Here is a 20140-nt window from a genome sequence, read left to right as displayed (position 1 = left end):
CTCCTCTAAATCATTGAATTACGTCAAACTGCACGGGGCGGTAAAACAGCTCCCGAATCTCCCTGGGTCCGCTGGCCTGGCCCAGCACCCACATCAGCTTGGTGGCAGCGGCCTCCAGGGTCATATTGTAGGCCTCCATCAGCTGAAAGCGCTCCTTCACCTGCTGGCCCACCTGGTAGACGGACATGTCGCTGCCCTCATAGGGTACCTGGGTCATCATAACAATGGTCTTCCCCGCCGCCAGCCACTCCTCCATGGCCTGGGCGAAGGGGCCGTTTCCTCCGCCGGGCAGCCCGCCCACGCCGAAGGACTGGAGAATCACTGCCTGGTAGCTGTCCTTCAACAGCCCCAGGGCCTCCGCCCCCATGCCGGGGATAAGGGTGAGCAGCAGCACCCGGTCCTCCAGCTTGTCGTAAAACACAGGCTCAGCCCCATAAGAGTAGGGCCGGGGGGCCAGATAGCGGATGAGCTTGCCGTCCCGGATGACCGCCCGCTCTGGGTAGTCCACGCTGGAAAAGGCGTTAAAGCTCTTGCTGCGCTCCTTCCGGGCCCGGGTGCCCAGAATCACCCGGCCGTCAAAGACCAGACTCACGTCGTGGGAGTCCCGGTCCACCGCATAGCGAAAGCTGTCGTACAGGTTGCGCCGGGCGTCGGTGTCGTTCAGGGCGATGGACTTTTGGGAGCCGGTGATGACAATGGGTTTTGGGGAGTCCTGAATCAGGTAGGACAGGGCGGCGGCGGTGTAGGCCATGGTGTCGGTGCCGTGGGTGATGACAAATCCGTCATAGCTGTCATAGCGCTCCCGGACCGCCCGGGCAATGTTCAGCCAGTGGTCCGGGCCAATGTTGGTGCTGTCCAGATTCATCAGCTGAACAGCCTCCACCTGGCACAGCTCCCCCACCGCAGGGACATGGCTCAATATTTCCTCAGAGGTGATGGCGGGGCTGAGCCCGTGGCCGGTCTCCATGGAGGCGATTGTGCCCCCGGTGGCCAGCATCAGGATTCGTTTCATGTCCGCTCCTTTATAAGCACTGTAAGTATTTTCCATACAGGGTCATGGACAGCTCGCCGCCAATGGCGTGGACCTGCTCCTCGGTGACCCAGCCCTCATAGAGGGCCAGCTCCTCCAGGCAGCCCACATACCGGCCGGTGGTGTCCTGAATGCGCTTGATGGACTGGCCGGCCTCCAGCAGGCTGTCGGCGGTGCCGGCGTCCAGCCAGGTAAAATTCTTTTCCAGCGGAATCACCTGGAGCTGGCCCCGGCGCATGTACTCCAGGTTTACGTCGGTAATCTCCAGCTCTCCCCGGGCGGAGGGCCTCAGGTGGTTGGCAATCTCCATCACCTGGTGGTCATAGAAATACAGGCCGGGGATGATGTAGTTGGACTTGGGATAGCGGGGCTTTTCCTCAATGGAGATGGCCCGGCCGTCCCTGTCAAACTCCACCACACCAAAGGGGCGGGGGTCTTCCACCCAGTAACCGAAGACGGTGGCCCCCCGGTCGTTGGCGGCGGCCCGTTTCAGGGTGACGGCCAGGGTGGGAGCATAGAAAATGTTGTCCCCCAGCACCAGACACACCCGGTCGCCCCCCACAAACTTCTCGCCGATCAGCAGGGCGTCGGCAATGCCGCGGGCCACCGGCTGTTCGGCGTACTCAATGCGCAGGCCGTATTGGCTTCCGTCCCCCAGCAGGGCCCGGAAGGTGGCCGTCTCCTCCCGAGGGACGATAATCATAATCTCAGAGATGCCCGCCTGCATGAGGATGGCGATTGGATAGTAAATCAGCGGCTTATCATACACCGGCAGCAGGGGCTTGCACACCGGCTTGGTCATAGGATACAGGCGGGTCCCCTTCCCCGCCGCCAATACGATACCTTTCATGAACATCCTCCTTCCGGCAAAACGCCACTTCACAGTCTGTTTTTCTGATGAATACAGCGAATGTTCTTATTTTATCATAGTTTTTCCCGTTTTACAAGGACAAGGTGTCCATAAGAATCACAACCGGCGGGACCTTTTGGCCCCGCCGGTTTGTTGGAATAGTCAAATTTCAGCTCTCGCCCCGCCGTCACGCCACGGAGGATTTTTGAGCGCTCATACGCTGGAACAGGACAATACCCACCACAACCACCAGACCGACAACGTCGGTAAGGGTGCCGGGGATCATCATGCACAGGCCACCGGCGGCAATCAAAACACGGAACAGCGGATTCAAAGGCCGGTACAGGAAGCCATTCAAGGCCGCCGCCACACCAAACAGGCCCACCAGAGAGGTGATGACAATCAGCACAGATTGGACAACCATCATTGTCATTGTCGTGCCCAGGTCAAACTGGAACAGCATAGCGGGGTTCAGTGCAAAGATATAGGGCACCACAAAGGCGGCAATGGCCAGCTTGGTTGCGTTGAAGGCCGTTCTCATAGGCGGAGACTTGGCGATCGCGGAACCGGCATAGGCGGCCAGGGCCACGGGAGGGGTGATGTCGGCCACAATGCCGAAGTAGAACACGAAGAAGTGGGCGCACACCATGGGAATGCCAATCTGCTCGCTCATCAGGATGGGGGCGCAGGTGGCGGCCATGATGCAGTAGTTGGCGGTGGTAGGCACCCCCATGCCCAGCACAATGCAGCACAGCATGGTAAGGAACAGGGCCACAATCTTCACGCCGCCGGATACGGACAAAATAGTACGCAGCAGGTCGCTGGCCAGGCCGGTGCTGGTGACGCAGCCGGCCACAATACCAGCCATAGAACAGGCGGCGGCCACAGAGATAGTCCCCTTGGCGCCCGCCTCCATGGCGTCCAAAACCTTGGGAACGCTGATATTGTCGGAGACATCCGCGTTCTTCATGGCCTTATTGACAAAAATATTGATGACGCCCACGGCAACAGAGATGATGATAGCCACGGCGGCGGAGTAGGACATGGTAAAGGTGCCGGTGGACACCAGGATGACCAGAATCACCAGGGGCAGCAGCAGATACAGCTTGGGGGCCAGCTCCCCGAACTTGGGCAGCTTATCCTTGGGAATGCCTTTCAGCCCCAGCTTTTTGGCCTCCAGATGGACAGCGATAAAAATGCCCACAAAGTACAGGAAGGCGGGCAGGATAGCCAGCACTACAATCTTGGAATAGGCAATGCCGGTGGTCTCCGCCATAATAAAGGCGGCGGCGCCCATGATGGGGGGCATAATCTGGCCGCCGGTGGAGGCCGCGGCCTCTACCGCGCCGGCAAACTCGCCCTTATAGCCGGTTTCCTTCATCATGGGAATGGTCACAGAGCCGGTAGTCACGGTGTTGCCCACGGAGGAGCCGGACACCATGCCGCACAGGGCGGAGGAGATGACAGCCACCTTGGCCGGGCCGCCGGAGGAGGAACCGGCCGCGCAGTTGGCCAGGTTAATAAAGAAAGCGGAAATTCCGGTACGCTCCAGGAACGCGCCGAAAATAATAAACATGACAATAAACTTCTGGCAAGCGGAGATCGGGGTACCCAGAATGCCGGTTGTGGTATAGAACAGATCAAACAGCATCTTGCCCGGACGAACATTCGCTCCAAACAGTGTATAAAGAATCAAAACGCCTACAACACACAAAATCGGCAGACCTACACTGCGCCGGCACAGCTCCACCATGGCCAGAATGCCGATCACCGCAAAGGTCAGCAGCATAGGGTCTCTGGAAACAATGGTATAGTCGGTCAGGGCGATCCTCTCCGCGTTGAAGGCGAAGTAGAAAAAGGGGATACAGCCCACAACCATGATAATAATGTCGTACCAGGGCAGGCTGTTCACCTTTACATTGCCCTTTTTGATGGGGAAATTCAGATAGCCAATGATGATGATGCCGCCCAGGAAGGTACACAGGCGGAACTCGGCCTGATTCCTGTCAATCAGGGTCAGGTACATGCAGAACACAGAGAACAGGATCATAATCCCCTTCACAATCCACATGGGGGTACCTTCCCAGACGCGGGTATTGGATTCCCGGTCAAACTTTTTCATTACCGCGTCCACGTCGGCGGCGCTTCCAATATCCGGGGAACCGGCCGCTCCTTCGCTTACGGCGGGGGGCGTCTCCTTCTCTTTTTTCCTAAAGCTCACGTTCTACTCTCCTTTCATCCCTTGGGTGTAATAAGCATCGGACTGCGGCGGAGCGAATCCACCGCAGTCCGATGGCTGCTAAATCAATTTACTTGGTGGGAACGGTGAAGCCCTTCTCGGAGAAGTACTTGGCGGCGCCGGCGTGATAGGGCACGGCGGTGATGCTGGCGGCAAAGTCCAGGCTCAGCTCATTCTTCTTGTCGTGGCCCAGAGTGTCAATGCTGTCAAAGATGCCGGAACAGACGTTGTAGATGTCGTCCTCGGTGCAGTCGTCCCGGGCGATAATGACGGCGCCCACAGCCACGGTGGTGGCGTCAGCGTCCAGGTTGTAGGCGTCCTTGGAGATGACGTTCTTGCTGTAGTAGGGGGACTCAGCGATCAGCTTTTCAATGTGCTCGTCGTCCAGCTCTACCAGGTAGACGTCACGGCTGGCAGCCAGAGCGGTGATGGCGTTGGTGGGAGCACCGGCCACTACGAAAGCGGCGTCGATCTTGCCGTCCTGCAGGGCATCGGCGCTGTCGCCGAAGCTCTGATAGGTGGGCTTGATGTCCTTATCCACGTCCAGGCCATAGGCGGCCAGCACGTCAACGGCGTTGAAGTACACGCCGGAGCCGGACTCACCGACGGAGACGCTCTTACCCGCCAGGTCGGCTACAGACTTGATGCTGGGGTCCAGGGTAACGATCTGAACCTGCTCCATGTACAGGGCGGCCACGGTGGAGAAGCTTTCGATCTTCTTCTCGAACAGGCGCTCGCCGTTGTAGGCGTAAGCCATTACGTCAGACTGGACAAAGCCCAACTGAGCGTCCTTTACGTCCATGGCCTCGATATTGCCCTTGGAGCCCTTGCCGGCAATGGCAGTGACATTGGTCTTGGTCTTGTCGCTGATCTGGCCGGCCAGAACGGTGCCGAAGGCGTAGTAGGTGCCGGTGTCGCTGCCGGTGGTAAAGGTCAGCTTACCGCCGCCGCCACCGCCGCCGCACGCGGTCAAAGCCAGGGTCATAACCATGACCAGTGAGAGCGCGAGTGCAATTTTTTTCTTCATATTCTCTTCCTCCATTTTTCAGTTTGCTCTGTTCTTCCACACAGGAAGAACAGAAAGCCCAACCTGGGCTTTTCCATAACGGACCGCAAGCCAAACTAAAGCTTGCGCCTCCATTATATTATATCTGATGTAAGAAAGCAAGATATTTTTTCATTTCTTCCAATTTCTGCCCTTTTATCCAATATATGTCAGGACATGCAGCAATCATCAGCTTTGCTGACACATGCAGGGGCGGCCTGTGGCCGCCCCTGCTATAACATTTCCGAAAAATTTGGTTGACAAATGTTCACCTTTCTGCTACACTGGGCTTACATAAGGTAGGCGGATGTTTACCTAGAAGGGAGAGGTTATTTTGAAAACTGAGCTTTCTGATGGGGAGTGGACGCTGATGAAGGCGCTGTGGAACGCCGCGCCCATGACCATCACCCAGCTGACTGAAGCCATGAAAGACAGCACCGGGTGGAGCAAGCACACCATCATCTCCATGCTCTCCCGGCTGGAGACCAAGGGGGCGGTGCGCTACCAAAGCAACGGCCGGGCCAAGGCCTACTCCCCCGTTCTCCAGCGGGGCGACGCGGTGAGGCGGGAGACCAGCCACTTTCTGGACAAGGTCTTTGACGGCCATCTGGGCGTGATGCTCAATGCGGTGATGGACAGCCGCCCGCTGAGTCAGGCGGACCTGGAGGAGCTGTCCGCCATTTTGGAAAAGGCGAAAGGGGAGAAGGCTTATGACTGAGATTTTAATTACCTCGTCGGTGCTGATTGCGGCGCTGCTGGTCCTGCGCAAGCTGTTCCGGAACGTCCTGTCCCGAAGGGTGCAGTACGCGCTGTGGGGGCTGGTTCTGCTACGGCTGCTGGTGCCGGTGAGCCTGCCGGCGGTGGACTTCTCTGTCCTCACCGCCGCCAAGCCGGTGGAGCAGACGGTGGCCCGGGGCATTGCCTCCCGGCCCGTCTACGTTCCGGTGGCCCGGGCCCCTTTGTCCCAGCATCCCTCCGCCCCTGATGTGACCCCGGAGCGGGCGGAAATTGGCGAGGGGGAGTCCGTCTGGCTTGTGGAGACGGAGGACATCGCCGTGCGGTACAGGCGGCTGTCGGCGCAGACGGTGCTGTCTCTGGTCTGGCTGACGGGCAGCGGCATTGCGGCGGCCTTTCTGCTGGCTGTCAACGGGCGCTTCTGGCTGAGGCTGCGCCGGTCCGGAAGGCCCTGGTCCGTGGAGGGATGTCCTCTGCGGGTGTATCTGGTGGAGGAGGGACTGTCCTCCCCCTGCCTGTTCGGGCTGTTCCGGCCCGCCATTTACCTGACGCCCCAGGCGGTGTCCTCCCCGGAGCGGCTGCGCCACGTGCTGGCCCACGAGATGACCCACGCCCGCCACCTGGACCACATCTGGACCCTGCTGCGGGGGGTGTGCCTGGCGGTGTACTGGTTCGACCCGCTGGTGTGGATCGCCTCCGCCGCCGCCCGGACCGACTGTGAGCTGGCCTGCGACGAGGGCGTTCTGGCCCAACTGGGAGAGGAGGAGCGCATCCCCTACGGGCAGACCCTGCTCTCCCTGATTCCGGTGCGTCGGGCGGGCAGTCCTATGCTGGTCGCCACCACCATGGCCGCCGGAAAAAAACAGCTCAAAGACCGCTTTACCCGCATTGCCCGCAAGCCCAGGCAGCTGGCAGCGGCGGCGGTGGCTGCGGCCCTGCTGGCAGGGGTGGTCTCCGCCTGCACCTTTACCGGGGCCAAGCCCCCCGAGGCCGTCCTCCCCAGCCCGGAGCCGACCCCTCAGGAGGACGCCGGCCTTACGGCCCTCACCGGCCAGGAGCTGCGCTGGTTTAACGAGGAGTTTTTCAACGGCGCGGACTCCGACCAAATTGCCGCCACCACCTCCGACGGAGGCAAGCTCTACTACTCCATCCGCAACCAGTTCGCCAGCCCCTGGTTTTCTTACGACAGGCCGGAGAATATCAACCTGGGCGAGCTGTTTTACTGCGAGGGGTCCATGCAGCTCACTGATGAGGAGCTTAAGGCGATCCTGGGCTACAACAGCAGAGACGATCTGCCCTGTGGCGCCTACAAGCTGACCACCGAAGAGATCAACCATGTTCTGACCCAGTACACCGGCCTCACTCTGGAGCAGACCAGCAAAACAGGGCTGGACTACTTCACCTACTCCCCGGACTACGACGCCTACTACTGGATGCATGGCGACACCAACTACTGCGGCGACCTGTCCTTCCTGTGCGGAACCCGGGTGGGCAAAACGGTCAGCCTCTACCAGAACGACGGCGGCGGCTGGACCTGCGTCACTTTGGAGGAGCAGGAGGACGGCGGCTACCATTTCAAGTCCAACTTGGCCTGTGAAAAGCCCGCCATCCCCACCCCCATACCTGCCGGGGAACCGGAGGCGGTCATCCCCCTGGACAGCCTGGAGCGCTATGAGGCCCCCGCCGTCACACTGGAGACAAGGGTGGGGGATTTTGTAGACACCTATGAAAACCGCCTGGCCAACTGGAACATTGACGGCCATAACGTGGTGGTCTACCGGGATACCGGCGGCGCAATCAACGCCGCCATCCGGGATGGAGACACTATGCACGTGTTCCTCACCGGCCTGAGCAAAAATGCCAGCGTGTTTTTCTTCCAGGACCTGTTCGGGCACAACGGGTTTACCCTCTCCTATGAGGTGCCGTCCAAGGGGGCTTCCCCCGAGCCGGTTACCGATTATTTCTATTTTGATGAAGCCGGCACTCCCGTTCTGCTGGTCCGCAGCAACGACGGCGGCGTTATGGCACTGGACCTGGACGGGGACGGAAGCGACGAGCTGGTCTCTAACCGGCAGATGTTTGTACAGCGCGACGGCATAATTTATGAGTCCGATATGGGTGACTGGGGCAGTATGGTTCTGAATCACTCTGAGGGCTACATGGAGACACAGTGGGATCAATACTCCAAATGCCTCTATATCCAGGCCTGCCCCGATCAAAATGACGGGGAAAAGGTTGAGTATTGGCTCTACTTCGACGGGGAACAGCTGCTTTTATATAAGGGCTGACAGAAAGCAGGGACAGAGCGCCACGCTCTGTCCCTGCTTTTGTGGAAATGGGGGTCACTCCCCGTCAAGCAACTCCATGCTGATTTTCACCACGCATTTTCGGCTGACAGCGGGGCCGTCCTCCAGAAAGAGGCCGGGCCGGTGGGCGTCCCAGGGGAAAAACACGCCGAAACAGCCTGCGGTGGCGGTAAGGATACTCTCATTGTCCACACTGGCCAGAAAGGCGATGTCGTTTTCCGGACGGGATTCCAGCACAGGTTCGGTGCCCAGATAGGGCGCTACACCGATCTTCTCTCCCCCCTCCGGCCAGTACATCAGGTCGATATACTTCTTGTGAATCTCCGGATGGGAGCCCTCGAAGGGACGGGTAGTCATATCCATCACGTTGGCAAACATCTTTTCCCCAAGGATGGGGTGCTTGCCCAGCTCTATGGTGCTCCAGTCGGTCCGCCGGAGAAATTCCAGCGCCTGACACACCGCCTTTGGATAAGCGGTCCAGGGGTCCTTCCCGTTGAGCTTTGAAAAAATCATAGTTTCCCTCCGTTCAAATTGATTCGCTTTTATCCCACACTTTAACACTCTGGAGTGCCCAGAATATTCTGTAAGGTGGAAAACAGCTTTTTGATATCAATGGGCTTGCCCAGATGGCCGTTCATCCCGGCGGAGAGGACCCGCTGGCGGTCCTCCTCAAAGGCGTTGGCGGTCATGGCGACAATGGGCAGACTGGCCAGCTTCTGGTCGGACAGGGCGCGGATGGCCTTTGTGGCCTCAATACCATCCATCACAGGCATCTGGATATCCATAAGGACCAGGTCGTAGGGGTTTTTCCCGGAGCGGCAAACCTTCTCCACTGCCTCAGCCCCGTCAGAGGCCACCTCCACTATGTAGCCGGCCTCCTCCAGAATGGTGACGGCAATCTCCTGATTGAGCTCGTTATCCTCAACCAGCAGGAGGCGGCAGCCGGTGAGATTCTGAACAGTGGAATCTCTCAAGGCATTTGTCCCGTCGGGGGCCTGGCCGAACCGGAAGGGAAAGCTGCATGTGAAGGTACTGCCCTGCCCCTTCCGGCTCTCCACGGTTATCTGACCGTTCATCAGTTCGGCCAGGTTTTTGGTAATGGACATGCCCAGGCCTGTGCCCTGGATACCGCTGACGGTAGAGGTCCGCTCCCGCTCAAAGGGTTCAAAAATGTGCTCCAGAAACTCCGGCGCCATGCCGATTCCGGTGTCATGGATACAGAATTCATAAACTGCGGTATCCGGTTGATCCCCCGGCCGCTCTGTGGCAGTGATGGAAATACACCCGTCTGTCGGGGTAAATTTCAACGCATTGCTCAGTATATTCAGCAGCACCTGATTCAGCCGCAGCTGGTCGCATACCACATAGGGGTGAATCAGGGCACTGTCGTCCAGACAAAAATTCAATTTCTTTTCTGTCAGATCAGCCTGGATGATGGACTGGAGGTCCCGCAGAATCTGGGACAGGCTGCAGGGCTTTTCGTCTATCACCACCTTGCCGCTTTCAATGCGGCTCATGTCCAGCACATCATTGATCAGGCTGAGCAGATGGCTGGAGGCGGCGGTAATTTTGCCCAGATAGCCGCGCACCAGCTCCTGGTTGTCCAGATGGGTGGCGGCCAGATTGGTAAAGCCGATGATGGCGTTCATGGGGGTGCGGATATCGTGGGACATGTTGTTCAGGAACATGGTCTTGGCCTGGGAGGCCCGCTGGGCCCTCTCCAGCGCCTCCTCCAGCAGCTTGTGCTGCTCCTGGAGCTTGGCGTCGGTCTCCTTGCGTTCGGTGATATCCACAAACATGCCCACGTAAGTGATGGGGGTGCCGTCCTCCCGCCGGGAGAGCTTGCCTGTGGCGCGGAACCAGCGGTAGCCCCGGTCCTTGGTCAACAGGCGGTACTCCACATTGTAAACCCGTTTTCCTGTGTAGTCGTCAATGGTGTCGTAATATTCCTTCAGTACCCAGTCATGGTCCTCCGGGTGGAGCAGATCAGACCAGGAGGAGAGCACATTGGGAAAATCCTCCTCATCCCGGTAACCAATCATGGCCCGGAAATCCTGGCTCCAAAAGACGCTGACCATCTGCCCCCGCTGGTCAAATTCCATGGTCCACATACCTGAGCTTAAAATCTCATGCACCAGCTTCAGCGCCGTGGTCTCATGCTCCAGCGCCTCCAAAGCCTCCAGCCGCTCCTGAGCCAGCCTGACCGTGTGGGCGTCATCAATCGCTTTAAAATGCTTTTCGGTGGCGTCCTCCACAAAGACGTAGAAGAGATCGCCGAAAACTTCCGTATGGACAAAATGTCCATAGTCCTCAATCCACCGCACCGCGCCGTCTTTTCGCACCATGCGGTATTCCACATAGTCCAGATCGTTGCCGCACGTATAAATCTGCTGCTCAATGCTCCGCTGCGCCGCCTCTAAATCCTCCGGATGAACCAGCCCCGAAAAGGTATAGCCGGTGTATTCCTGAAATTCCTCCAAACTTTGACAGCCATATATATGAATGAGCGCCTGATTGGCATAGATCAATTCCCTGTCCCCATCAACGTGATAAATAAAGAAACCGCCGGGCATTCCCGCAGTGATCTGTTCTATAATCGGGAAAGTCTGCTCACTGAGGGTCAAAGAACGCCGCTTGTTCCTCTCCTGTTTCTGCATAAAGCCCACCGGTCCCTTCTGCCGTTTATAAATGACATAATTTACCCTGTTCAGAAAACGCGGCCGCTTTCAGTCGACTATTTTTATTTTATCACAGCCAGACTTGAGATTCAAGGTAACATTGGCAATCATTACTATAAATATAAGCATGAACAAGAAGATACCAAAAAGGCAACTATAAAAAAGAGCTGCTTTCCCAAGAAAAAGAAAGCAGCAAAATAAGCAGTTCAGACGTATAAACAAGTCTATACCTGGTGGAGAACAAGTATACCGAACTCTTCCAATTTTATTGGACAGCCACGGCCTCAATCTCAAACAAGGCCCCCTTGGGCAGAGCGGCTGCCTGGACGCAGGAGCGGGCCGGAGCTTCTCCGGGGAAATACTTGGCGTAGATGGCGTTGATTGCGGCAAAGTCGTTCATATCCGCAAGGAATACGGTGGTTTTGACTACATCAGCGCAGCTCATTCCGGCGGCAGCCAGTACAGCCGACAGGTTGTCCAGTGCCTGGGCAGCCTGGGCCTCTACACCTTGGGGCAGCTCCCCGGTAGCGGGAATCAGACCAAGCTGACCGGAGGTATACAAGGTGCTGCCCGCCAGTTTGGCGTGACAATAGGGACCCACCGCGGCTGGAGCATTTGGGGCGGTAATCGTTTTGTTCATAAAAAGCCTCCTTGATGTTTGAACCCTCTCATAAAACGCATCAAAATGGATGGCAGATACAGGGACAGCCTGACATCCACATTTTTGAAGCATATTACATATTATATAATGTATTTCAAAAAAAGCAAGATGTTTAAACGGTCAGACACGGAAATCAATTTTGACGTTGCAAGACGCGACGACCCCGGCGCGCCGTCCGCAAAAGCTGCCAATCAGCGGTTGCAGGGGCGGCAATTCTGACGATTGCTATAAACTCCCTCCGTCACGGCTTCGCCGTGCCACCTCCCTCAAAGAGGGAGGCTTTTTTGACAATCCAGGGCAGACACAGGCCGCTCCTTTTCCATCTAGTTCACGCTCAACGCCAGGCCTTTGGGACGGCCGTTGGCTTGATAGAGCTCTCGAAGCTGGTTGAGCTGCTCCTGCTCCGGGTCTATGTATACATCACCGGTATAGCCGTCCATCAGGGCCAGCCGCCCCTCGCACCTGGGGGTCAGGGGGACCTCCACAATGGCGGGAATATGGTAAGCCCGCACCAGCATGGCGGTGTGGCTGTCCAGACTGCCCTTTCGGGTGATAAGCCCAAGCAGGCGGTGCTGATCGAAGTCCATCACCTCGCTGGGCAGATAGTCGTCAGACACCAGAATGGCCGGCTCATCCATCAGCAGCATCTGCCGCCCGCCCATCAGCGCCCGGAGCACCCGCTGGGAGATATCCCGGATGTCCGCCGCCCGGGCCCGCATATAGGGGCTGTCCATAGCGGCAAAGGCGGCGGCAAAGCTGACCTCCGCCATCTGAACGGCGTACTCCGCCGTGGCACCCTGGCCGTTAATCAGGCCCCGGACGGTCTCCACATAGTCGTGGTCCTCCAGCAGCATTCCGTGAATCAGGAAGATGGAGGCCACCCCGTCCCCCACCTGGTTCAGCGCTCGGTGATAGAGGGTATTCAGCTCCAGAATGGCGGTCTGCTGGGCCTGGTGAAATCGGTTGGCCTCATGCCGCCAGTCTCCCTGGGTGTACAGCTGGACCTGGGGCACAGGCCGGCGGTAAAAACACAGCCGGCCAGCCACGATCTGCTCCATGATGGCTTTTCCCTTCAATACCTGCATTTCGCCGCCACCTTTCCATGCTGTTATCCAGTAATTTTTAAAAATTATAGCTCTGCCCGTCCCCTTTGTAAAGGTCAGAAATTTCCAAATTTGGTGGATTTGTTTAAGTTTTCTTGTTCAACTTCATCCCTGTTGGCAGTTTTTAGCAATTTTCCCGGCTTTCTGTCCTGGAGAACAGTCATTTTCCCGCTTTACTCCAATAAATTGCTGTGATATAATAAATGCTACCAAAAAACACAGGAGGTTTCCTCATGGTCTCTGAACGTATGAAGGGACTGGGCACCGCCCGGTCCGTAATCCGGGAGCTGTTTGAATACGGCAAGGTCCGCGCCGCCCAGGTAGGACCGGAAAACGTCTTTGACTTCTCCATTGGCAACCCCAGCGTCCCCTCCCCCTCTGCTGTCAATGAGACGGCCATCCGCCTGCTCCAAGAACAGCCCGACCTGATCCACGCCTATACCAGCGCCCAAGGCGCTCAGGACGCCCGGGAGCGCTTTGCCGCCTCCCTGAACCGGCGCTTCAACGCCGGCTGCACCGCCGAACGGCTCTACCTCACCGTGGGGGCCGCCGCCTCGCTGTGCTGCGTGTTCAACGCTCTGGCCTGCCCCGGAGACGAGTTTGTAGTCTTCGCCCCCTACTTCCCCGAGTACAAGGTATTCATTGAGGGCGCCGGAGCCAAAATGGTGCTCATCCCCCCGGAAATAGAGGCTTTCCAGATTGACTTTGACGCCTTTGAGAAGTCCATCACCCAGCACACCAAGGGCGTACTGGTCAACAGCCCCAACAACCCCTCCGGCGTGGTGTACTCCCGGTCCACACTGGAACGGCTGGCCGCCATCCTCACCGAGAAGAGCAAACAGTTCGGCCACCCCATCTACCTCATCTCCGACGAGCCCTACCGGGAGATTGTCTACGCCGGGGTGGAGGTCCCCTGGGTGCCCCACATCTACAGGGACACCATTGTGTGCTACTCCTTCTCCAAGTCCCTGTCCCTGCCCGGCGAGCGTCTGGGCTATGTGTTCGTCCCCCAGGATGTCACCGATGGGGACGACGTCTACGCCGCTGTGGCGGGGGCGGGCCGTTCCCTGGGCTACGTGTGCGCCCCCAGCCTGTTCCAGCAGGTGACCTCCATGTGCTGTGATATGACCGCCGATATCGGGGTCTATGAGGATAACCGGAATCTGCTGGTCTCCTCCCTGCGGGAGATGGGCTACCATGTTGTGGAGCCCGGCGGGGCCTTCTACCTCTTCCCCCGCACCCTGGAGGCCGACGATGTGGCGTTCAGCGAGAGGGCCAAGAAATTTGACCTGCTGATTGTCCCTGGCACCGGCTTTGGCACGCCGGGCCACGTGCGCATCTCCTACTGCGTACAAACTGACACCATCCGCCGTTCTCTGGCCAAATTCCAGCAGCTGGCCGACTCCTACAAATAAAAGAGGACCCTCCGCCCGGGCGGAGGGTCTTTCCCTTACTCTTTCACGTAATCCACATGGAGCATCTGGTGCCGCTCTTCCTCGGTGAGCTTTTCCAGATAAGCACCCACCACCGGGTTGCGTTCGGCCCGCTTGAAGGGGGCCATGCGGTCCAGATTGTACAGGCCCTCGGCCCGGTTCGCCTTGTCCTGCTTCACACCGTGGGGCTGGCCCGCGCCGCCTACACAGCCGCCCTGACAGGTCATAACCTCTACCAGGTCAAAATAGGCATTGCCCGCCTCAATTTCTTTCAGCAGCTTCTGGGCATTGGCCAGACCGTGGACGATAGCCAGGTGGACATCCCGGTCCCCCACCCGGATCACGGCCACGCGGATAGACTTGTTGTCCCGGAGGGGGGAATATTTCAGCTCCCGCAGTACATTTTTAGACTTGTCGGGCAGGCAGAAGCGGACTACCGCCTCGGCCACGCCGCCGGTGGTGCCATAGATGACGCCTGCGCCGGAGCCCAGGCCAAAGGGCAGCTCGGGGGACTCCAGCTCAATCTGGGGCAGCTGGATGCCGGACTCCTTAATCATGTTGACCACCTCCTGAGTGGTCAGCACCAGGTCCACATCCCGCTTGCCGTCATGGATAAACTCAGGCCGGGCGGCCTCCATCTTCTTGGCGGTGCAGGGCATGATGGCAATGTGGAAGGTGGTGCGGCCGTCCTCCGCGTCCTTTTTGGCGTAGCGGTTCTTCAAAAGGGCGGCGAACATCTCCATAGGGGACTTACAGGTGGAGATATGCTTGAGATATTTGGGATTTTCATGCTCCAGATACTTCACCCAGGCGGGACAGCAGCTGGTAAACATGGGGAAGGGGCCGCCCCGCTCCAGCCGCCGTAGGAACTCAGTGCCCTCCTCAATGGTGGTAAAGTCGGCGCCGAAGGTGGTGTCGTACACCTCGTCCACCCCCATCAGCTTGAGGGCGGTGACCAGCTGGTCCAGGGCGTTCTGACCGGCGGGCAGGCCGAAGGCCTCGCCGATAGCCACCCGGACGGCGGGGGCAATCTGCACCACCACCCGCTTGTTGGGGTTGTGGATGGCCCGCCAGGCCCGGCCGATCTCGTTGTAGATGGTGATAGCCCCTGTGGGACAGACGGCAGAGCACTGGCCGCAGCTGATACAGTGGGTTTCGCTCAGCTTCCGGTCGAAGGCGGGGGACACCCGCATGTTGTAGCCCCGGTTGACAAAGTCGATGATGCCCATACCAATGCCCTCGCCGCACACTCGCACGCAGTCGCCGCACAGGATGCACTTGCTGGGGTCCCGGACAATGGCGGGGCTGGAGTCGTCCAGCTCAGACTCCTCCCGGCTGTCCCCAAAGCGGACCCTCCGTACGCCAAAGCGCATGGCCAGCTCCTGAAGGTGGCAGTCACCGCTCTTCTCGCAGGTGGTACAGGAGCAGTTGTGGGAAGCCAGCATCAGCTCCAGAATCATCCGCCGGTGCTTGAGCAGCCGGGCGGTGTTGGTCTTGATTTTCAGCCCGTCCCGGGGCTGCATGGAGCAGGAGGTCTCAATCTTCCCCCGCTCGTCCTCCACCACGCACATCCGGCAGGCGCCGTAGACCGACAGGTCGGAGTAGTAGCAGAAGGTGGGCATCTCAATGCCGGCCTTCCGGATGACGGACAGAACGTTAGGCTCCCCGTCGAAGGGGACCCGCTGGCCGTCGATATACATAATTCCCTTTGCCATACCGCTCACTCCTCCCGAATGGCGCCAAAGGGACAGCAGCCCCAGCACGCGCCGCACTTGATACATTTTTCCGTGTCAATCACATGGGGCATCCGAATCTGGCCGGTGATGGCCTCCATGGGACACTGCCTCATGCACTTACCGCAGCCCTTGCACAGCTCCGGGTCGATCTGGAGCACCTTCTTGCGGCCGTTGCAGTGGGGACAGTGCTTGTCCACCACGTGGGCCAGGTACTCATCCCGGAAATATTTCAGGGTACTCTGCACCGGCTTGCAGGCGCTCTGGCCCAGGCCGCACAAGGCGGTCTCGCTGATGGTGGCGGACAGCTCCTCCAGCAGGTCCAGGTCCTCCAGGCTGCCCTCGTTGTTGACGATACGGGTCAAAATCTCCAGCATCCGGCGGGTGCCTTCCCGGCAGGGGACGCACTTGCCGCAGGACTCGTTCTGGGTGAAGTTCATGAAGAACCGGGCCACCTCCACCATGCAGGTGTCCTCGTCCATGACCACCAGGCCGCCGGAGCCGATCATGGCCCCCAGCTTTTTCAGGGAGTCGAAGTCCAGGGGCATGTCCAGATGCTCCTCCGTCAGACAGCCGCCGGAAGGGCCGCCGATCTGGACGGCCTTAAACTTCTTGCCGTCTTTGATGCCGCCGCCAATATCGAAGATGATCTCCCGCAGGGTGGCCCCCATAGGGACCTCGATCAGGCCGGTGTTCACCACATTGCCCGTCAGGGCGAAGGCCTTGGTGCCGGGGGAGTTCTCCGTACCAATAGACTTAAACCAGGGGGCTCCCTTCCGGATAATCAGAGGGACGGCGGAGAAGGTCTCCACATTGTTGAGCACCGTGGGGCTGGCCCACAGGCCCTTTTCCACGGTCCGGGGGGGTTTTACACGGGGCATGCCCCGGTTGCCCTCAATGGAGGCGGTGAGGGCGGAGCCCTCGCCGCACACAAAGGCCCCCGCGCCCCGGTTCACGTTCAGGCGGAAGGAGAACTCGGTGCCCAGGATGTGGTCGCCCAGCAGGTTCATCTCCTCCGCCTTGGCAATGGCGGTTTTCAGCCGGCTGACCGCCAGGGGGTACTCGGCCCGGACGTAGATATAGCCCTCGTCGCTCCCCGCCCCCAGGGCGGCAATCAACATCCCCTCAATGATGGAGTGGGGGTTGCCCTCCATAATGGAGCGGTCCATAAAGGCGCCGGGGTCGCCCTCGTCGCCGTTGCACACCACGTACTTCTTCCCCTTAGGCTGCTTGCGCACGCTGTCCCACTTCCGCCCGGCGGGGAAGCCGCCGCCCCCCCGGCCCCGCAGGCCGGAGTCCAGAATTTCCTTGCAGATGGCCTCGTCAGTCATCTCAAACAGGGCCCTCTCAAAGGCCGCGTAGCCGTCCCTGGCCAGATATTCGTCAATGTCCTCGGCGTCGGTGGTGCCGCAGTTCTCCAGCACGATGCGGTGTTGCTTGTGGTAGAAGGGGATCTCGTCATGCCGGGTGTACTTTACGCCGTCCAGCTCATAGAGCAGGCGGTCCACCACCTCGCCCTTAAGGATGGTCTTCTCGATAATTTCGTCACAGTCCTCCAGCTGAACATGGGTGTAGAGGATGCCCTCCGGCTCAATCTGAACCAGTGGGCCCATCTCGCAGAAGCCGTGGCAGCCGCTCTTTTTCAGATAGATGCCGTCCCCCTTGGGCTCGGTGACGTCCTCAGTCTCCCCCTCCTGGGTCAGGCCCACATAGACGTCCAGCCCCCGGCGGGCACACTCCTCCTTGATGTAGTCATACAGCTTTAGTGAGCCGCCGGCGATACAGCCGGTACCGGCACACAAAAGCACCTGCCTCTTCTGATAGGACAGGGCCCGCTTGGCCTTGACCCGGCGGACCTCCAGCCGTTCACGGTTCATCTCAGACATTGACCCCTTCCTCCTTTCTCAGCTTCTCCAGCAGGTCAATGGCCAGCTCCGGGCTCATCTTGGAGTGGACCTGGTCGTTTACCGTCACCACAGGGGCCAGACCGCAGGCCCCCAGACAGGCCACCGTCTCCAGGGTGAACAGGCCGTCGGCGGAGGTCTTCTGCTTGCCCTCCAGCTCCAGATACTCCCGGATGGCATTGAAAATGGGCTGGGACTTGCGTACATGGCAGGCGGTGCCGTCACAGACCTTGATGATGTACTTGCCCTTGGCCTCCAGGGAGAAGTTTTCATAGAAGGTAGCTACGCTGTATACTTTGGCCACTCCAATGTCCAGCTTTTCCGCAATGCGTTCCAGCACTGCGGGGCTGAGGTATTTGTACTCTGCCTGGATATCCTGCATAATCGCAATCAGATGGTGGACCTGACAGCCATAGCTGTTGATGATCTCTTCCACCCGTTCCATGGAAATTCCGTTAGGCATGGCTTACTTTCTCCTCTCTTTTTCGTTATTTTCCCCAAAAATACGCTGAACACGATTCTATCATAAGGCCTGTCATTTTGCAAGAAAATTTTGCAGGAAATACGTCATTTTTTGTAAAAACGGCGGCGTGGATGAATCCACACCGCTGTTTTGTCACAGTTTCATCTTTTTCGGGTTGGGCCAGGCCTCCGGGCCGTCGGTTTTGGCAATCTCCTTAAACTCCCCCGTCTCTTTGGCAAAGGCGTACATGGCCTGAGAAATGGCATACATCTGAGGGTATACCTCCAGGCAGCGGGCCTTGGCGCCCTCCCCCTCAAAGGCATAGACCCAGTCGCTGCCCACCTTCCGCCGCGCCTTCAGATAGTTGGCCACCGCATGGGCAAAGTGGTCGGAGTCCGCATCTTTCTCCTCCCGCCCGGCGTACTCCATATAGGACAGCAGGGCGTATTCCGCCTTGGACAGACACTCGTTAACCCGGTTGGCCAGGTAGGCGACAATTTCATCCCCCACGTAGCTGAGCATCCCGTCCAGCCTGAGGTAAAGGTGGGTAAATTCCTCCCCGTGGCGCTTGGCAAAGGCGGCGGGGTCAAAGTTCAGCGCCCGGCATACCTCTGCCATCAGTTCCGGACTCAGCTTTGCCTCCCCGGCCGGCATGTTCTTCTGCTCCCCCATGATCTTCTCTCCTTCTCATCCATTTCGACCGTTTTTCCGATAAAATGATTGTATCACAGGGGCAAGAGGGTTGCAAGGACAAACCTGATTTTTCCAGATATCCTGCCCGGAGAAATCAATTATGTTAGGGCGCGACCACCCCGGCGCGCCGTTGGCAGCAGCTGCAAATCAGCGGCGGACCGAGTTGTCCCGCCCTTGTCAAAAGAGAGAGGGCAGATTATAATATAACCTGACCATTATATTTTCAGCAGACTTCAAAAGTCCTGCGGGCTGTCCAGAGGGCGGCCCGCTGCCGGCAATTTTGATGTTTGCAGCAGGGGGGATTCCATGACACAGCAGGGAATTGAAGTCTTTCTGGCGGTGGCCCGGCTGGGCAGTATTTCCGCCGCCGCCCAGGCTTTGTACATCACGCAGCCGGCGGTAAGCCGGCATCTGCGCACCCTGGAGGAGACCCTGGGCTGTGTTCTGGTCCACCGGGGCCCGGGCCAGCGGCGGGCGGAGCTCACCGAACAGGGCAGAGACTTTGTTCGGGTAGCGGAGAAGTGGAGGCTGCTGTGGCAGGAGGCCCGGGAGGTGGCCGGCCAGGACCGGACCCAGGTGCTGCGGGCGGCCTCGGTGGGCAGTCTGGTGTCCTACCTGCTGCCCCCGGTATTCCGGGACTTTCTCTCCCCCGGCCGGGCCCTCACCTTTCACCATTACCACTCCCGGGAGGCCTACGACTGCATTGCCCAGGGGTTGGTGGACATAGCCCTCATCTCCGACCATATGTACCACCCCCAGGTGGAGACCATTCCCGCCTTTCGCTCTCCCATGCTGCTGCTCACCGGCCCGGAGGTCTCCCTGCCCCCGGTGGTCCACCCCTCCCAGCTGAACCCCGCCGCAGAGCTGCGCCTGCCCTGGAACCCGGAATATGACTTGTGGCACTCCTTCTGGTTCAGCGCGGCGGCGGTCCCCCGGGCGGTGCTGGACCAGATGTCTCTGCTGGAGGAATTTTTTACCTGGCAGGACAGCTGGTGGGACAGCTGGGCCATCGCTCCCGCTCTGGTGGCCGTCCCTCTGTCCAAAAAGCTGGGGCTGACCATGCGCCGGCTGGACAGCGGCCCCGCCGACGAGATCATCTACTACCTGCTGGGTCCCCGGCGCAAGGAGGAGCTGACTGGGATTTTCCTCGCCTGCCTGGACCGGGAGCTGAAAAACCGGCCTGAAATCGAGTCCCTGCTGCCTGCCGGGTCCCAGAGAACAGAGGTAATTTAGCACAATCACCAGATTTTCTGCCATCTGCAGGGGC

General features: G+C 58.9%; 17 protein-coding genes. 5 read left to right on the top strand and 12 right to left on the bottom strand.

Annotated features, from left to right (window positions below; all coding sequences use genetic code 11):
* Positions 1–10: 10 nt before the first annotated feature.
* The 4 genes from NFS22_RS07710 to NFS22_RS07695 all read right to left on the bottom strand — a co-directional run bounded on the left by NFS22_RS07710 (position 11) and on the right by NFS22_RS07695 (position 5146).
* A complete protein-coding gene (locus NFS22_RS07710) occupies positions 11–1012 on the bottom strand; it encodes an asparaginase (protein ID WP_251317126.1) in 1002 nt (333 codons plus the stop codon).
* 10 nt (positions 1013–1022) lie between these two features.
* Complete coding sequence (rfbA, locus tag NFS22_RS07705; RefSeq protein WP_251317125.1) at positions 1023–1880, bottom strand: glucose-1-phosphate thymidylyltransferase RfbA; 858 nt, start codon at positions 1878–1880, stop codon at positions 1023–1025.
* 187 nt (positions 1881–2067) lie between these two features.
* A complete protein-coding gene (locus NFS22_RS07700) occupies positions 2068–4101 on the bottom strand; it encodes a TRAP transporter permease (RefSeq protein WP_338147949.1) in 2034 nt (677 codons plus the stop codon).
* A gap of 88 nt (positions 4102–4189) precedes the next feature.
* A complete protein-coding gene (locus NFS22_RS07695) occupies positions 4190–5146 on the bottom strand; it encodes a TAXI family TRAP transporter solute-binding subunit (RefSeq protein WP_251317124.1) in 957 nt (318 codons plus the stop codon).
* 352 nt (positions 5147–5498) lie between these two features.
* On the opposite strand from NFS22_RS07695, the gene NFS22_RS07690 reads away from it, so the two are divergent.
* Together NFS22_RS07690 and NFS22_RS07685 are read left to right on the top strand one after the other, a co-directional pair.
* The gene (locus tag NFS22_RS07690; RefSeq protein ID WP_251317123.1) at positions 5499–5882 is read left to right on the top strand and encodes a BlaI/MecI/CopY family transcriptional regulator; all 384 of its coding nucleotides are present in this window, start codon (positions 5499–5501) and stop codon (positions 5880–5882) included.
* Positions 5875–8187 (top strand): M56 family metallopeptidase, encoded by a 2313-nt coding sequence (locus NFS22_RS07685; protein WP_251317122.1) that lies wholly within the window; start codon positions 5875–5877, stop codon positions 8185–8187. Before NFS22_RS07690 ends, NFS22_RS07685 begins: the two co-directional genes overlap by 8 nt.
* Positions 8188–8241: 54 nt before the next feature.
* On the opposite strand, the gene NFS22_RS07680 is transcribed toward NFS22_RS07685, so the two are convergent.
* Both NFS22_RS07680 and NFS22_RS07675 read right to left on the bottom strand, forming a co-directional pair.
* Positions 8242–8718 (bottom strand): NanQ anomerase/TabA/YiaL family protein, encoded by a 477-nt coding sequence (locus NFS22_RS07680; RefSeq protein ID WP_251317121.1) that lies wholly within the window; start codon positions 8716–8718, stop codon positions 8242–8244.
* Positions 8719–8759: 41 nt separating this feature from the next.
* A complete protein-coding gene (locus NFS22_RS07675) occupies positions 8760–10778 on the bottom strand; it encodes a PAS domain-containing protein (protein WP_251317176.1) in 2019 nt (672 codons plus the stop codon).
* Between NFS22_RS07675 and NFS22_RS07670 the strand changes: the two genes are divergently transcribed.
* Complete coding sequence (locus NFS22_RS07670; RefSeq protein WP_251317179.1) at positions 10704–11084, top strand: hypothetical protein; 381 nt, start codon at positions 10704–10706, stop codon at positions 11082–11084. The genes NFS22_RS07675 and NFS22_RS07670 overlap by 75 nt on opposite strands.
* A gap of 64 nt (positions 11085–11148) precedes the next feature.
* On the opposite strand, the gene NFS22_RS07665 is transcribed toward NFS22_RS07670, so the two are convergent.
* Positions 11149–11523: a RidA family protein gene (locus NFS22_RS07665; RefSeq protein WP_251317120.1), complete on the bottom strand. Its 375-nt coding sequence runs from the start codon at positions 11521–11523 to the stop codon at positions 11149–11151.
* Between the two features lie 344 nt (positions 11524–11867).
* Positions 11868–12629, bottom strand: coding sequence for a phosphoenolpyruvate-utilizing N-terminal domain-containing protein (locus NFS22_RS07660; protein WP_251317119.1), 762 nt, complete (start codon positions 12627–12629; stop codon positions 11868–11870).
* A gap of 251 nt (positions 12630–12880) precedes the next feature.
* Between NFS22_RS07660 and NFS22_RS07655 the strand changes: the two genes are divergently transcribed.
* The gene (locus NFS22_RS07655; protein ID WP_251317118.1) at positions 12881–14062 is read left to right on the top strand and encodes a pyridoxal phosphate-dependent aminotransferase; all 1182 of its coding nucleotides are present in this window, start codon (positions 12881–12883) and stop codon (positions 14060–14062) included.
* A 35-nt stretch (positions 14063–14097) separates the two neighbouring features.
* Here NFS22_RS07655 and NFS22_RS07650 read toward each other — a convergent pair whose 3' ends face one another.
* From NFS22_RS07650 to NFS22_RS07635, 4 genes are all read right to left on the bottom strand, one after another.
* The gene (locus NFS22_RS07650; RefSeq protein ID WP_251317117.1) at positions 14098–15795 is read right to left on the bottom strand and encodes a [FeFe] hydrogenase, group A; all 1698 of its coding nucleotides are present in this window, start codon (positions 15793–15795) and stop codon (positions 14098–14100) included.
* 5 nt (positions 15796–15800) lie between these two features.
* A complete protein-coding gene (locus tag NFS22_RS07645) occupies positions 15801–17699 on the bottom strand; it encodes an NADH-ubiquinone oxidoreductase-F iron-sulfur binding region domain-containing protein (protein ID WP_420908850.1) in 1899 nt (632 codons plus the stop codon).
* The gene (locus NFS22_RS07640) at positions 17692–18180 is read right to left on the bottom strand and encodes an NADH-quinone oxidoreductase subunit NuoE family protein (protein ID WP_251317116.1); all 489 of its coding nucleotides are present in this window, start codon (positions 18178–18180) and stop codon (positions 17692–17694) included. The genes NFS22_RS07645 and NFS22_RS07640 overlap by 8 nt, the downstream gene beginning before the upstream one ends.
* A gap of 153 nt (positions 18181–18333) precedes the next feature.
* Entirely contained in the window at positions 18334–18852 is a 519-nt protein-coding gene (locus NFS22_RS07635) for a hypothetical protein (protein ID WP_251317115.1), read from the bottom strand.
* Between the two features lie 327 nt (positions 18853–19179).
* Between NFS22_RS07635 and NFS22_RS07630 the strand changes: the two genes are divergently transcribed.
* Positions 19180–20106, top strand: a complete 927-nt coding sequence (locus NFS22_RS07630; RefSeq protein WP_251317114.1) for a LysR family transcriptional regulator — start codon at positions 19180–19182, stop codon at positions 20104–20106.
* Positions 20107–20140 lie beyond the last annotated feature (34 nt).

This window comes from Flintibacter muris (genome assembly GCF_943192995.1).
Taxonomy (GTDB): domain Bacteria; phylum Bacillota; class Clostridia; order Oscillospirales; family Oscillospiraceae; genus Lawsonibacter; species Lawsonibacter muris.
The sequence above is the reverse complement of the archived record's forward strand: the minus strand, read 5'-3'. Positions and strand labels throughout refer to the sequence as shown.